The sequence below is a fragment of the Streptomyces shenzhenensis genome, from assembly GCF_021462265.1.
Classification (GTDB): domain Bacteria; phylum Actinomycetota; class Actinomycetes; order Streptomycetales; family Streptomycetaceae; genus Streptomyces; species Streptomyces shenzhenensis.
The window spans coordinates 19,282-33,134 of record NZ_JAJONF010000002.1 but is presented as its reverse complement, the minus strand read 5'-3'; the positions used below and the strand labels follow the sequence as shown (position 1 = coordinate 33,134).

Genomic DNA, 13,853 nt, shown 5'->3' with positions numbered 1-13,853 from the left:
CCGTGGAGGGGAGTGTTCCGGACCTCAGGCCGTGGCGGTCAGCCGCACGACCGGGACCGGCTGCCAGCTCGCCGGGCGGAGCACCGGTACCGGGGTGCCGCGCACCTCGGCGTACTCCGTGATGTTCTGCAGGAGTTGGCTGCGTGCCGTGCGCGGGTCGGTCTCCTTGTGCGTGGTCATCCGGTCGGCTACGAGGCCGGCGGCGATGGGGGTGGCGAACGATGTTCCGCTCCACTGTGCGAACCCTTCGAACATCACTTGGTCGGGCTTGCCGGGGCCGGTCGTCCCGGCGTCGGTCAACACGCCGGTGTGGCGCGGGTACTGGCAGGTGCAGGCGTAGGTGAAACCGAACCGGCAGGCGTCGTAGGTGGTGTGCTGGTACACGTACGGCACGGGTGCGTCGAAGCCGGCCAGGGCGCCGACGAGTTGCTCGCCGGGGGCGTAGACCTTGACCCAGCCGCCGTGGTTGGTGAAGCAGGCACCGTGCTCGCCGTCGCTGCGCAGCGCGCCGACCGAGAGGACCGCGTTCTCGTAGCCGGGCAGGTCGGCGCAGGCGGCGGGCCAGAAGTGGGTGGCGCTGCCGTTGTTGCCGGCGGCCGCGACGAGCAGGGTGTGCTGGTCGCGCAGGGCGTCCATGAAGGCCTCGACGGCGAGCAGCCCGTCGGCGCTGCCGTTCGAGGTGCCGGCGGAGAGGCTGATGATGTCCGGCCAGCCGTGCTGGTCGACGGCCTCGAAGAGCTTGCCGCCGAACTCGGACTCCAGGATGGCGCCCGCGTCGTTGAGGGTGTTGGTGACGGTGATGTCGGTGTTGGGGGCGAGGGCGGCGATGAGCCCGGCGATGAACGTGCCGTGGCCGACGTACTGCTGGAGGACTCCGTCGGTGTCGGTCTCGGTGAGCTGCGGGTCGCCCTGGACGCGGTCGAGGAGCGGGTAGGAGCGGTAGTCGTGCACCAGCCCGGTGTCCATCACCAGGACGCTGACGGCGGTGTCCGGGTCGTAGCTCCCCGCCACGGCCTGCGGGTTGGGGGTCTGGGTGAGCAGGGCGGGGAGCGGTTCGCAGGGGTTGCAGGAGTTGGCGTTGCCCGTGGTGGACACCACGTGGTTGCGGCTGACCAGGCGGCGGCCCGAGCGGCCCTCCGCCTCCCGGAGGGCGCGCAGCGCGTGGCTGACGGCGCGGTCGCCGGTGCGGTCCCCGTGGTTCGGGTCGCCGACCTGGATGCGGGTGACGCCGGTGCGGTTGGTCTCCGGACCCGCCCTGCGCACCCCGTCGGCGACCAGGCCGGTGGTGGCGGTGAAGTGGGCGCGCACGGTGTCCTCTACGACCCGGGCCTCCTCGCCGTCCCGGGCGAGGACCACCCCCTTCTCGTACAGGAACTCGGCTGCGTCGTCCGGCCCCATCGCCAGCGGTACGTCCGGCATGGAACGCTGGATCTGCTCGAACTGCTCATGGAATCGCTGAGGTGCCATGGCCTGTCCCTCCCCCGGAAACGGCGTTCTTCAGTCAGAGTCGTGCGGTCGCCGCTTGATACAGCGTCAAACCTGTGGGGCATGTATGCCCAGGCCAGTACCATCCGAGGGGTGACTGCGCGAAGCGATTCGGTTACGGAACTGCTGCCGATGGTGTTCGCCGCCCCCGGCGCGGCCCTGGCACGGGCGGAGCAGGTGCTGCGGTCCGATCCGCCGCCGCTGGACGCGTCCGTCGCCCACCAGGTCATCGGCATCTGGCAGCGGGATTTCGGGGACCTCGCGCTCGCCCTGGACCACCTGCGCAAGGCCCGGGACTGCGCGGCCCGCGCGGACTCGGCGGAGCGGGAGGCGGACGTCCTCGGCACCCTCGGGGTCGCCCTGGTGCACGCCGGGCGCACGCGGCAGGGGCTGACCGTGCTGGAGCGCGGGGTGGCCCGGGGCAGCGGGCACACCAGGGCGCGGGTGCTGTACCGGCGGGCGTACGCCTGGTGGGTGCTGGGCCGGCACAAGGAGGCCCTGGAGGACCTGCGGCGGGCGATACCGGTGCTGCGGCAGGCCGGTGACGTCATCTGGACCGCGCGGGCGCTGAGCGTGCGGGCCACCGTGCATCTGGCGGTGGGCGCGGTGGAGCGGGCGGACGCGGACTTCACGGCGGCGGAACTGCTGTGGGAGACGACGGGCCAGGAGCACGACAAGGCGGTCGCCGTGGAGAACCGGGGCCTGGCCGCCTACCGCTCCGGCGACATCCCCGCGGCGCTGCGGCTGCTGGCCGAGGCCAAGGAGCGGTACGACGAGCTGGGCACGCCCTCGTTCATGCTGTACATCGCGCGCTGCGACGTGCTGATGGCGGCCGGACTGGCCCCGGAGGCGCTGGCCGAGGCGGACGCGGCGATCGCGACCCTGGACCGGATCGGCGGGCAGTCCACCCGCAAGGCCGAACTGCTGCTGACCGCCGCCCGGTCCGCGCTGTCGACCGGGGACGCGCAGACCGCGGTCGCCCGTGCCGCGGTCGCCGTACGGCTGTTCTCGGGGCAGCGGCGCGGCTGGTGGGAGACGCATGCCCGGCTGGTGCTGATCGAGGCGCGGGTGGCGGGCGGGGCCGCGTCCGGGCGGCTGGTGCAGGACGCGGTGGCGGTCGCCGACCAGCTGGCGTCCTTCGGCGCGCCGGCCGCGCCGGAGGCCTCGCTGCTCGCGGGGCGGATCGCGCTGGCGCTGGGCTGGACTGCGGACGCGGAACGGCATCTCGCGGTGGCCGCGCGCGGCAGGCACGTCGGGCCGCCGCTGGCCCGGATGACCGGCTGGGCCGCCCAGGCGCTCCGCGCGCGGGCGGCCGGTTCGGGCCGGGGCGTCCTGGAGGCCTGCCGGCGCGGCCTCGACGTCCTCGACGACCACCGGATGACCCTGGGCGCCTCGGAGCTGCGGGCCCGGGCCACCGCGCAGGGCGCCGAACTGGCCGCGCTGGCCCAGCAGGCGAGCCTCGCGCACGGCGGGCCGCGCCGCCTCCTGGAGTGGAGCGAGCGCTGGCGCGCCACGGTCCTGTCCACTCCCCCGACCCGGCCGCCCGCCGACCCGGTCCTGCTCGCCTCGCTCACCGCGTTCCGGGAGATCGCCTCCCGTGCGGAGGAGGCCCGCCGGGAGGGCCGTCCGGTGCCCGCCCTGGAACGTGAACAGCGGCGCCTGGAACGGGAGATCCGGGCCCGCACCCATCACGCCCGCGGTGACGCCCCCGGCGGCGGCGACCGCTTCGACCCGGCCCGCCTCCTGGACCGGCTCGGTGACGCCCGGCTGGTCGAACTCGCCGTGCTGGACGGCCGGGTGCACATCCTGCTGTGCGGTCAGGGCCGGGTGCGGCGTTTCGTGGGCGGCCCGCTGGCGGAGGCGGTCGTCGAGGCGCAGCACGTCCAGGCGGGGCTGCGACGGCTCGCGCACCCGGGCTCGGAGGCGCGGCTGCCGGTGGTGGAGGCCGCCGGGAAGCGGCTGGAGGAGCTGCTGCTGGGCCCGGCGGCGGACCAGCTCGGCTCCGGGCCGGTGGTGATCGTCCCGCCGGGCGCCCTGCACCAGGTGCCCTGGGCCCTGCTCCCCGCCCTGCGGGAGCGGGTGCTCAGCGTGTCGCCGTCGGCGTCGAGCTGGCTGCGGGCGCGGGAGACCGAGCCGCCGCCGGGCGGCCGCCATGTGCTGGTCCGGGGGCCCGGGTTGGCGACCGGGGGCGCGGAGGTGCCAGAGGTGGCGGGCCAGTACGCGGCTGCGCGGATCCTGGAGCACGACGAGGCCCAGGTCCCCCGTGTCCTGGAGGAGTTGGACGGGGCGGCGCTGGCCCACATCGCCGCGCACGGCACGTTCCGCGCGGACAGCCCGCTCTTCTCCTCGCTTCGGATGGCCGACGGCCCGCTGATCGTGCACGACTTCGAGCGCCTGGCCCGCAGCCCCTACCGGATCATCCTCTCCAGCTGCGACACGGCCCGGCTCGCCTCGGTCGGCGCCGATGAACTCCTCGGCCTGGTCGCGGCGTTGCTGCCGCTGGGCACGGCCGGGGTGGTGGCGAGCAGCGCGCCCGTCAACGACGCGGCGGTGGTCCCGCTGATGCTGGCCCTGCACAAGGGGCTGGGCGCCGGGCTGTCACTGGCGGAGGCGCTGCGCGACGCCCGGGCCGCCCTGCCGGGCGACGCGCTCCACCAGGCGACAGGATGGGCGTTCGCCGCGTTCGGGGCGGCCTGAGCCGCAAGGGTGCCAGGGCCGCGACAGGCAACGCACGCCCCGTCGCGACGCCCGGCACGCTCCCCCCACTCGCCGCACCGGGCGCCGCTCCTTGACGGCAGACGTTGCCTGCCGGCGGCGCTAGGCCGACTGCCGGTCCGGCTGCTCCACCAGCCACGGCAGCGCCGCGCGGTCGCTCGCGCCGAGGCGGGTGTAGGCGCTGTAGAGGTGGTTGCCCACCGTCCGTACGGACAGGGTCAGTCGCTCGGCGATCTGCCGGTTGCTGAGGCCGGTCGCGGCGAGCGTGACGATCTGGCGCTGGCGGGCGGTGAGTTCGCCGAGCACCAGGGCGGACAGGGCCGGGGTGCGGGCGCCCTGGCAGCGGCGGGCGAGGGCCACCGCGCGGGTGCGGGACGTCCGGGCGGCGCGCGGGTCGCGGTGGGCACGGGCGGCCTGCGCGTGGGCCTCCGCCGCGAACAGCAGCAGGCCGCGCTCCGCCAGCGCCCCGGCCGCCCGGTCCAGGGCTGGTCCGTCACGGCGGGCGAGGGCCCGCGCGTGCCGTGCGAGCACCCCGTCCAGCCGCCCCACGGCTGCCGCGGCCCCCGCGGGCTCCCCGAGTCGTACGGTGCCGTAGTGCGCGAGACCCCCGTCCCCGCGCACTACGGCACCCTCCCCCCACTCGGCGGCGGCACGGGCGAGTTCGGTACGGCAGGAGGCATCGCCCGGCGCCGCCCGCAGTCCCTCCCTCGCCCACGCCGCCGCCTCTCGCAGCTCCCCCCGAAGCCACGAGTACCGGGCACGCACGGCCGCGTACCCGGCCGGTACGGGCAGGCCCCCCGCCGCCAGCCACTCCCCCACCGGGGCCGGCGCCTCCCGTACGTCCAACTGCTCTATGAGTTCTTCCAGTTGTCCCTGTTCGTCCTTCAGGGCGGGCTCGCACTGGTCCGGGGTGCGGGCCAGCCGGCGGGCCCGCAGCCGGCCCGCCGAGGCGCGCAGCGCGGGGCCGTGCAGGGGGTGGGCGAGACGGGCCCTGCCCCGGTCGTCGACGTGGATCAGGCCCTCGGTCTCCAGCCGTTCGAGGACGGCGAGGTCGAGCCCCTCGTCGAAGTGCGGTGGCAACGGCTCGGCGAAGGCGAGGCGTTCGAGGGTACCGCGCTCTGCCGGGTCGCGCCGGTCCAGCAGGGGTGCGATGCGGTCGCGTACGGTCGCGGTGAGCGGCAGCGGGCCGCGCCAGGCCCACTCCCCGGTGTCCGGGACCCGGGTCAGCGGGCCGGACTCGCGCAGCGCGCCGAGCAGATCGCGCAGCAGCCGCAGATCCCCCTGGCACACCCGGTGCAGCCGGCGCACGGTGAGCGGTTCCAGGCGGGCGCCGGCGAGCAGCGCGGCCGTCTCGTCGTACGGCAGTGGTTCCAGGGCGAGGCGGGTGAGGAGTTCGCCGGTCCACAGCCGGGCGATCGCGCCGGGGACGGATGCCTGGTCGGCGGCGGCCACCACGAGCCGGGTACGGCCGTGCACGGCGAGCTGGTGGACGACGGCGGCCGAGGCCTCGTCAAGGAGATGGGCGTCGTCGACGACCAGGAGCCGCACCCCGGACAGGTGCCGCAGGGCGCCGGGCAGCGAGACCCGGTCGGGGAGCAGGTGCGCGAACGCGGCGAACGGGAGGGCGCTGGTCTCGGGGGTGCCGGTCACCCGGGCGCAGTCGGTGCCCCGCACGGCCTCGGTGATCAGCCGGGTCTTGCCGATGCCGGCCGGGCCGGTCACCACCACACCCTGGCGTCCGGCCGCCGACGACCGCCTGACCAGCTCCAGCTCGTCCTCCCGGCCGGTGAAGGGCCAGGGCGGTTCGAGGGTCCGCGCATCCTGTTCGTAACTCGTCACGTGAGTATGAGTCGCGTTACTCAGCTCTGATACAGGGGGACTTGAGTAGCTCCCGACTCAGGCGCCCGGCAGGGCCGGACGGCAGTCTGGGCGCATGACCCGACGCTACTGCTCGCTTCCGCGGCAGCCGGTCCCGGCGTTCGCGCCGGGACTGGCCGCCGAGCGGCTCAGCGCGCTGGTCGGCGGGCGGCGGATGTGGGTCAACGGCACGGTTCTGCACTACTACTTCTTCGACGCCGACACCGACGCCTCGGTGATCCCGGTCCCGGGGACCGGGGAGCTGCGCCGGGTGCCGTGGGCCGGCGCCAAGGAGCAGCGGGACGTGCTGCGCGAGTGCTTCCGGGAGTGGCAGGGCCTCGGTATCGGGGTGACGTTCGCCGAGGTCTTCGACCGGTGCGAGGCGGAGCTGCGGATCGGTTTCCAGCTGGGGGACGGATCCTGGTCGGCGGTGGGCCGGGACGCGCTCTCGGTGGGCGCGGGCGAGCGCACCATGAACCTGGGCTGGGACCTGACCGAGCCCGGCGGGCGCTGGACGGCCCTGCACGAGATCGGGCACGCGCTCGGGATGCGGCACGAGCACCAGAGCCCGTTCGCGGGCGTGCACTGGGACGACGAGGCGGTCTACGCCGACCTCGCCGGACCGCCGAACCACTGGAGCCGGGACAAGACGTACGTCAACGTCCTGCACAGGCTGGACCCCGCCGAGGCCAACGGCTCGGTGTGGGACCCGCAGTCCGTGATGCAGTACCCCATCGGCCCGGGGCTGATCCTGGAGCCGGAGCAGTACCACAACGGTCTCTATCCGCCGGGGTCGCTGTCCCCGGCCGACAAGGAGTTCGTGCTCCGCTGGTACCCGCCCGCCGATCCGCCGGCCGTGCTGGTGCCGTTCCGTTCGGCGCCGCTCAGTCTGGGTCCGGGCGGACAGGCCGACTTCGCCGTGGAGCCGCCGGAGACCCGCGTCTACAGCGTGGGCACCTTCGGAGAGAGCGACTGCGTCGTCGTGGTCTTCGAGGAGCGCGACGGGGAACCGCGCTACCTCGCCGGCCACGACGACGGAGGCACCCCGCACAACACCGGGATCAGGGTGCGGCTCGTCAAGGGCCGCCGCTACTTCGTCCGCGTCCGTCTCCATTCCACGTGGGGGTCGGGGGAGACAGCGGTCATGTGCTGGTGACACCGGCACACACCGCGACGCGGAGGTCGGACCACTGTCCGGCACCGGGGGAAGCGGTCGCGGCACGTAACCTTCGGGGGAGGGATACGTGCCGCGGCCACACCGGAAACGCTGCGGGCGCCCGATTGGGGGCGCGAGCTACGCCGTGGTCGGCGCGGTGTCCGCCGGCTTCGGGCTCGCCGTCACGACGCCGCCCGCTCGTCCCTGGGCTCGTCGATGGGGGTCCCCCCGGTCGAGCGAAGCCGAGACTGGGGGAGGGCGAGGCCGAGGTGGTCGCGCAGGGTGGTGCCCTCGTACTCGGTGCGGAAGACGCCCTGCTCCTGGAGGAGCGGTACGACCGTGTCGGCGAAGGTGTCGAGGCCGCCGGGGGTGATGTGCGGGACCAGGATGAAGCCGTCGGAGACGTCCGCCTGCACGAAGTCGTTGATGGTGCGGGCGACGGTGGCCGGGGAGCCGACGAAGGTCTGCCGGTTGCCGGTGTTGATCACGAGATCGCGGATGGACCACTTGTTGGCCTCGGCGAGTTCGCGCCACTCGCGGGCGACGGCGATCGGGTCACGGTACATCCGGACCTGGGCGCGCCCCCGGGAGATGTGCTCCTCGCTCACCAGCGGGTCCACGTCGGGCAGCGGGCCCTCCGGGTCGTACGACGACAGGTCCCGGTTCCAGACGAACTCCAGGTGCTTGAGGGCCGTCGCGCCGCTGACCTGCTGGCGGCGCACCTGGTGGGCGAGTTCCTCGGCGTCCGCGTCGGTGTCGCCGAGGACGAAGCTGGCGGCGGGCAGGATCAGCAGGTCGCCGGGGCGGCGGCCGTACTTGGCGAGGCGGGACTTCACGTCGGTGTAGAAGGCCTGGCCGGCGTCGAGGGTGGCGTACCGGCTGAAGATCGCGTCGGCACTGGACGCGGCGAACTCGCGGCCCTCGTCGGACTCGCCGGCCTGGAAGATCACCGGGCGGCCCTGCGGGGAGCGGGGCACGTTGAACTGGCCGTGGATGTCGAACTGGGGGCCCTTGTGCACGAAGGAGCCGGCCTTCGCGTCGCGCAGGAAGGTGCCGGTGGCCTGGTCGGCGAGGATCTCGTCGCCGTGCCAGGAGTCGAGGAGTTCGTTCGTCGTGGCGAGGAACTCCTTGGCGCGCGAGTAGCGCTCCTCCTGCGGCAGGAAGCCGCCGCGCCGGAAGTTCTCGCCGGTGAAGGCGTCCCAGGAGGTGACCACGTTCCAGGCGGCCCGGCCGCCGGAGAGGTGGTCGAGGCTGGCGAACTGGCGGGCCACCTCGTAGGGCTCGTTGAAGGTGGAGTTGATGGTGCCGGTCAGGCCGAGGTGGTCGGTGACGGCGGCCAGTGCGGCGAGGACCGTGAAGGTGTCGGGGCGGCCGACCACGTCCAGGTCGTATATCCTGCCGCCCTGTTCGCGCAGCCTGAGGCCCTCGGCGAGGAACAGGAAGTCGAACTTGGCGCGTTCGGCGGTCCTCGCGAAGTGGGTGAAGGAGCTGAACTCGATGTGGCTGCCGGCGGCCGGGTCGCTCCACACGGTGGTGTTGTTGACGCCGGGGAAGTGCGCGGCCAGATGGATCTGCTTCTGCGGCTTGCTCATGTCGGGTGCGGTCCTTCCGGCTCAGGCGGCGGCGTAGCGGTTGGCGGGGCGGGCGAGCCCGAGCAGGCCGCGCAGGGTGCCGGCCTCGTAGGCGGTGCGGAAGCGGCCGCGGCGCTGGAGTTCGGGCACCAGGTCCGCGGTGATGCGCGGCAGGTCGTGGCCGAGTACGGCGGGCCGCAGCCGGAAGCCGGTGAGGCCCGCGGCGGCGAACTCCTCCAGCAGATCGGCGAGTTCGGCCGCCGTCCCGGTGAAGATCCGGGCGTCGCTGGTGTAGGCGCCGCCGTCGAGGGCGTCGAGGCGTTCCTTGCGGGCGGTGGCCGCGGCCGGGTCGTCGTCGAGGAAGACCACGAGGTCGCCGAAGACGTGCAGGGTGTCGCCCGCGCGTCCGGCCGCCTCCTGTTCGGCGCGGATCTCGGCGACGATCGCGCGGGCGTCGGCGCCGTCCCGCGGGGTGACGTAGCCGACGTCGGCCTGGCGGGCGATCAGCCGGTAGGGGACGGTCTGGTGGCCGAGGGCGGTGACGAGCGGCTGGCCCTGCGGGGGACGCGGGGTGATGGAGGGGCCCTTGACGCTGAAGTGACGGCCCTCGAAGTCGATGTAGTGCAGCTTGTCCCGGTCGATGAAGCGGCCGGTGGCGGCGTCCCGGATCTCGGCGTCGTCCTCCCAGCTGTCCCAGAGCCTGCGTACCACCTCGATGTAGTCGGCGGCCTCGTCGAAGTGTTCGGTGAGCCGCTCCTGCCCGGCCGGGGACCGCAGTTCCGCGAGGTCGATCGGCGGGAAGGTGCGGCGGCCGAAGTGGTCCGCCTCGTACGGACGGGCGGAGATCTGCACGCGCAGCCCGGCGCGGCCGGTGCTGACGTAGTCCAGGGTGGCGATCGCCTTGGAGATGTGGAACGGCTCGGTGTGGGTGGCGATCACCGTCGGCACCAGGCCGATGTGGTGGGACAGGGGCGCGATCCGGGACGCGATCAGGACGGCGTCCAGGCGGCCGCGGACCTGGTCGGTGCGGCCGTCCGGCTCGCCGTAGTCAGAGGACTGCAGGCCCAGGCCGTCCTCGATGGTGACGAAGTCGATGAGACCGCGCTCGGCCTCGGCGACCAGGTCCGCCCAGTAGCCGGCGGTGAACAGTTCGCGGGGGCGGGCGACCGGCTCGCGCCAGGAGGCGGGGTGCCAGCCGGTGCCGTCCAGGGCGACGGCGAGGTGCAGAGGGGAAGCGGGAGATGAGGACACAGTGGTGCCTTCCTGAAGGTCCGTACGAGGGCGCGCCGGAGAAAAGGGCGCGGCGGGGACAGCAGGTCAGGAACAACAGAGCGCGCCGGCCACGCGCTGGAGGTCGATGTGCGGCCGGGAGTGCAGGACGGTACGCCGGCTGGGGCTGAGCACAGGTGTCATGTCCCGCACCTCCCGGCCTGCTCCGCGTGCGTCGCGTACACCTCGTCGTGACTCACAACAGACCGGCCTTCGTGGTTGTTCCCGGTCCGCGCGGCAGCAGGGTGCGGCCGCGCAGCCGCTCGGTGAAGCCGGTGGGCTCGTCCGGCCGGACCGCGTTCGCGCAGCTCGGGGCCGCGTGCGGGAATGCTGTGCCGCCGCGCTCGCGGACGCCGGCGGCGACCGCGCGGACGAGGCGGGTGGCCGGGCCCCGGCGCCGCGGCCGGTGCGGACGGCGCTGCTCTCCGGCCGGCCGGGCAGTGCCTCCCGGACCGGCGAAGGCCGGCCGGACGGCGTTGCCGGGCGGGGACGGATCGGGTGCGGGCGGGACCCCGCCTCCGTGGCGGCCGGTCTGGAGGGTCACGGAGATGCGGTCCTTTCTCGCTCTACCGGATTGCTTTCTGATAGGCCGTCAGGAGTTGTCGAGCGGCAGTCCGGGCGGGTTGACCTCGGACTTGGCCACGGCTTCGTCGGAGAGGTCGTAGGCCTTGAGCCACTGGGCGTACTGGCCGTGCTCGATCAGGTGGTTGATCGCGTCGGCGAGGGGCTTGGCGAGTCCGCTGTCCTTCTTCGCGGTGGCCGCGATCAGGCCCTGCAGGCTCGCGCCGGCACCGGAGTAGGTGCCCGCCGTGCGCGTCGCGTTCGGCGTGCCTGCGGTCTGCCTGTTGTGGTAGGCGAAGCCGGGGTTGGGGCCGAAGGAGGCGTCGATCCTGCCGCTGTTCAGGGCGAGGTAGGTGCTGGGGCTGTCCTGGAAGTACTTGACGGTGAGCTTCTTGCCCTCCTTGGCGAGCTTCGCCTTCCACTCCAGGAGGATCTTCTCCTGGTTGGTGCCGGAACCGACCGCGACCGTCTTGCCCGCGAGGGTCTCGTAGTCGCCGTCGAAGTTCCAGGTGCTCTTCTTTCGCACGAGGAAGGCGAGGTTGTCCTGCCGGTAGGACGCGAACTCGTACTTCTTCTTGCGCTCCTCGGTGTCCGTGACGTTGGAGAAGGCCACGTCGACCTTGCCGCTGTCGATGCCGACGAAGAGGTTCTCCCAGGTGGAGTTCCGGACCTCGGGACTGAGTCCGAGGACCGCGGCGACCAGACGGCCGAGGTCGGGCTCCGAGCCGGTCAGGGTCTTCTGGTCGCTGCCCACGAAGGCCAGCGGCGGGAAGCCGGCGGGCAGGGCGCCGATGCCGATCTTCAGCGTGCCGCTCTTCCTGACGGCGGCGGGCAGTTCGGCACTGATGGAGGGGACCTCGGAGACCTTGACGGTGGTCCGGGTGGCGGCGCCGTTGGAGACCTGGCCGACGACGACCGCGCCGGACCTGGCACTGCCGGTGGTGGTGGCCGCGTCGCTGTCGCCACCGCAGGCGGCGAGCCCGGTGGCGAGCAGGGCGACGGCGGTCGCCGCGGTGGTGCCTCTGATCAGGCTGCGTCGGGTGAAGTGGGAAGACATGGCCGTTCCTTGTCGGTGCCGGTGATGAGGGTGAGGGCGTGGGGGGAAGTCGGGAGGCGCGGGGCACGGCCAGAGGCCGGAGAACCTGCCTCAGAGGACCTTGCTGAGGAAGTCCCTGGTCCGTTCGTGCCGTGGCTTGTCGAGGACCTCGGAGGGCGGGCCCTGTTCGACGACCTTTCCGCCGTCGATGAAGACGACCCGGTCGGCGATCTCGCGGGCGAAACCGATCTCGTGGGTGACGATGACAAGCGTGGTGCCGCTGGTGGCCAGGTCCTTGATGACGGCGAGGACTTCCCCGACGAGTTCGGGGTCCAGGGCGGAGGTGGGCTCGTCGAAGAGGATCACGCCGGGGCGCAGGGCGAGGGCTCGGGCGATGGCGACCCGCTGCTGCTGGCCGCCGGACAGCTGACGGGGGTAGGCGCCGACGCGTTCGCCGAGGCCGACACGTCCGAGGAGTTCCTTGGCCAGTGCCTGGGCTTCGGGCCTGGTCAGCTTTCCGGTGGCGACGGGGGCCGCGGCCACGTTGTCCAGCGCGGTCAGGTGCGGGAAGAGGTTGAAGTTCTGGAAGACGAAGCCGATCCGGCCGCGCTGGGCCAGGATGGCGCGCTCGCTCAGTTCCTTCAGCCTCCCGCCCTGCCGCTTCACCCCGATCAGTTCGTCGTTGACGCTGACGTAGCCGATCTCGGGTTTCTCCAGGTGGTTGATGACCCTGAGGAGCGTGGACTTGCCGGAGCCGGACGGGCCGAGGACGACCGTGACCTCGCCGGGGCGGATGGTCAGGTCGACGCCGTCCAGGACGCGGTGGGCGCCGTACCACTTGTGGACGTCGTGGATCTCCAGGGCGGCGGGGGCCGTCTCCAGGGTGTCGGCGGTGCTCATACGGCGGCCTCCCGGCGGACGCGGTCGCGCAGGTCGCCGAGGCCGGCCCGGAGCTTCTGCAACGGCGTCGGCGGCAGGCCGCGGGTGGCGCCCCGGGCGTAGTACCGCTCGACGTAGAACTGGATCACGGAGACGACGCTGGTCAGGATCAGGTACCAGACGGTGACCACCAGCAGCAGCGGCACGATGTCGCCGGGGTAGGTGGAGCCCATGCTCTGCGCGGTGCCGAAGAGGTCGAGCAGCGAGACGTAGAAGACCAGCGAGGTGCTCTTGATCAGGCCGATGAGCTGGTTGACGTAGTTCGGGATGATCGACCTGAGCGCCTGCGGGAACACTATCTTCCGGAACTGGTAGCCCCTGGGCAGCCCGAGCGCGGCGGCCGCCTCGTGCTGCCCCTGGTCCACGGAGAGGATGCCGCCGCGGACCACCTCGGCCGCGTAGGCCGCCTCGTTGAGGCTGAGGCCGATGACGGCGATGGCCATGTCGGTGGCGAGCTTCGACTCGTCGAAGGAGAAGAAGGCCGGACCGAACGGGACGCCGACGCTCAACGTCTGGTACAGGGCACTGAAGTTGTAGAGGAAGAGCAGCACCACGATGAGCGGGGTGGAGCGCAGCGCCCAGACGTAGGTCCAGCTGACCGCGCGCAGCACCGGGCTCCTCGAGAGCCGGGCCAGTGCCAGCAGGATGCCGCCGATCAGGCCCAGTACCGCGCTGCAGGCGGTGACTTCGAGGGTGATCAGCAGGCCGTCGAGAATGGTCGGCCGCAGGAACCAGTAGGCCCAGCGGTCCCACTGGTAGAAGGGGTTGGTCACCAGTCCGTGCACGAACTGGGCGACCAGGACGAGGACGACGGCGGTGGCGATCCAGCGTCCCGGCCGGCGCAGCGGCACGACGCGCTGGGCGGTGAGGGACTTCGGCGGTTCGTCGGCGGCGGTCGGCGCCTCGGGGGCGAGGGTGGCGCCTGGGGGTTCACTCATGGCGGGCTCCGGCGGAGTCGGACACCACGTGCCCACGGCGGGGGCCGCGCACCGGTCCGTGTTCGGGCACGGCAGGGTGCGCGGCGGCGCGCGGGCACGGGGCTGGGCGGACGGCGGCACACCGGACGGCCGGTGTTCCGACGGGGACGCTGGGGTGCGGGGCTGCGGGGGCTGGGCGAGAAGGCCTGGTCAGACCCGACAGCGGGCACGGCCCGGTGCGGTGCACGCGCTACACAGGGCGCTGTTGACACGGAGCAGGTCGACGGCGCGGTCGGCGACGAGCGGGCTCGGGTACGGGTGTACGCAGCCCTCGGCGCGGCGCTGGG

At 73.3% G+C, this 13,853-nt stretch carries 11 protein-coding genes; 2 read left to right on the top strand and 9 right to left on the bottom strand.

The annotated features are described in order from the left end of the window. Nucleotides 1–24: 24 nt before the first annotated feature. Nucleotides 25–1,467 (bottom strand): S8/S53 family peptidase, encoded by a 1,443-nt coding sequence (locus tag LQ326_RS02715; RefSeq protein WP_234531981.1) that lies wholly within the window; start codon nucleotides 1,465–1,467, stop codon nucleotides 25–27. A 111-nt stretch (nucleotides 1,468–1,578) separates the two neighbouring features. Here LQ326_RS02715 and LQ326_RS02710 point away from each other — a divergent pair, with 111 nt between their 5' ends. Continuing rightward, the gene (locus tag LQ326_RS02710; RefSeq protein ID WP_234531979.1) at nucleotides 1,579–4,182 is read left to right on the top strand and encodes a CHAT domain-containing protein; all 2,604 of its coding nucleotides are present in this window, start codon (nucleotides 1,579–1,581) and stop codon (nucleotides 4,180–4,182) included. Between the two features lie 120 nt (nucleotides 4,183–4,302). Here LQ326_RS02710 and LQ326_RS02705 read toward each other — a convergent pair whose 3' ends face one another. Continuing rightward, nucleotides 4,303–6,039: a LuxR family transcriptional regulator AbsR2 gene (locus LQ326_RS02705; protein WP_234531977.1), complete on the bottom strand. Its 1,737-nt coding sequence runs from the start codon at nucleotides 6,037–6,039 to the stop codon at nucleotides 4,303–4,305. Nucleotides 6,040–6,133: 94 nt separating this feature from the next. Here LQ326_RS02705 and absR1 point away from each other — a divergent pair, with 94 nt between their 5' ends. Next, nucleotides 6,134–7,213, top strand: coding sequence for a beta-glucuronidase AbsR1 (gene absR1, locus LQ326_RS02700; protein WP_234531975.1), 1,080 nt, complete (start codon nucleotides 6,134–6,136; stop codon nucleotides 7,211–7,213). Nucleotides 7,214–7,395: 182 nt separating this feature from the next. On the opposite strand, the gene LQ326_RS02695 is transcribed toward absR1, so the two are convergent. From LQ326_RS02695 to LQ326_RS02670, 7 genes are all read right to left on the bottom strand, one after another. Next, nucleotides 7,396–8,805: an NtaA/DmoA family FMN-dependent monooxygenase gene (locus LQ326_RS02695; protein ID WP_234531973.1), complete on the bottom strand. Its 1,410-nt coding sequence runs from the start codon at nucleotides 8,803–8,805 to the stop codon at nucleotides 7,396–7,398. A 21-nt stretch (nucleotides 8,806–8,826) separates the two neighbouring features. Beyond that, nucleotides 8,827–10,035, bottom strand: coding sequence for an LLM class flavin-dependent oxidoreductase (locus LQ326_RS02690; RefSeq protein ID WP_234531970.1), 1,209 nt, complete (start codon nucleotides 10,033–10,035; stop codon nucleotides 8,827–8,829). A gap of 66 nt (nucleotides 10,036–10,101) precedes the next feature. Continuing rightward, nucleotides 10,102–10,197, bottom strand: a complete 96-nt coding sequence (locus LQ326_RS48555; protein WP_362746091.1) for a putative leader peptide — start codon at nucleotides 10,195–10,197, stop codon at nucleotides 10,102–10,104. Nucleotides 10,198–10,249: 52 nt separating this feature from the next. Next, a complete protein-coding gene (locus tag LQ326_RS48215) occupies nucleotides 10,250–10,597 on the bottom strand; it encodes a hypothetical protein (protein ID WP_308401846.1) in 348 nt (115 codons plus the stop codon). Nucleotides 10,598–10,645: 48 nt separating this feature from the next. After that, nucleotides 10,646–11,671: an ABC transporter substrate-binding protein gene (locus LQ326_RS02680; protein WP_234531969.1), complete on the bottom strand. Its 1,026-nt coding sequence runs from the start codon at nucleotides 11,669–11,671 to the stop codon at nucleotides 10,646–10,648. Nucleotides 11,672–11,761: 90 nt separating this feature from the next. After that, nucleotides 11,762–12,550, bottom strand: coding sequence for an amino acid ABC transporter ATP-binding protein (locus LQ326_RS02675; RefSeq protein WP_234531967.1), 789 nt, complete (start codon nucleotides 12,548–12,550; stop codon nucleotides 11,762–11,764). Further along, on the bottom strand, nucleotides 12,547–13,527 hold the full coding sequence (locus tag LQ326_RS02670; protein ID WP_234531966.1) for an amino acid ABC transporter permease: 981 nt from the start codon (nucleotides 13,525–13,527) through the stop codon (nucleotides 12,547–12,549). Before LQ326_RS02670 ends, LQ326_RS02675 begins: the two co-directional genes overlap by 4 nt. Nucleotides 13,528–13,853: the final 326 nt, after the last annotated feature.

Excerpts from the sequence above, each read along its gene's own strand:
- LQ326_RS02675 (WP_234531967.1), bottom strand. The coding sequence starts at position 12,550 with ATGAGCACCGCCGACACCCTGGAGACGGCCCCCGCCGCCCTGGAGATC.
- LQ326_RS02670 (WP_234531966.1), bottom strand. The coding sequence starts at position 13,527 with ATGAGTGAACCCCCAGGCGCCACCCTCGCCCCCGAGGCGCCGACCGCC.
- LQ326_RS02695 (WP_234531973.1), bottom strand. The coding sequence starts at position 8,805 with ATGAGCAAGCCGCAGAAGCAGATCCATCTGGCCGCGCACTTCCCCGGC.
- LQ326_RS48555 (WP_362746091.1), bottom strand. The coding sequence starts at position 10,197 with ATGACACCTGTGCTCAGCCCCAGCCGGCGTACCGTCCTGCACTCCCGG.
- LQ326_RS02680 (WP_234531969.1), bottom strand. The coding sequence starts at position 11,671 with ATGTCTTCCCACTTCACCCGACGCAGCCTGATCAGAGGCACCACCGCG.
- LQ326_RS02715 (WP_234531981.1), bottom strand. The coding sequence starts at position 1,467 with ATGGCACCTCAGCGATTCCATGAGCAGTTCGAGCAGATCCAGCGTTCC.
- absR1 (WP_234531975.1), top strand. The coding sequence starts at position 6,134 with ATGACCCGACGCTACTGCTCGCTTCCGCGGCAGCCGGTCCCGGCGTTC.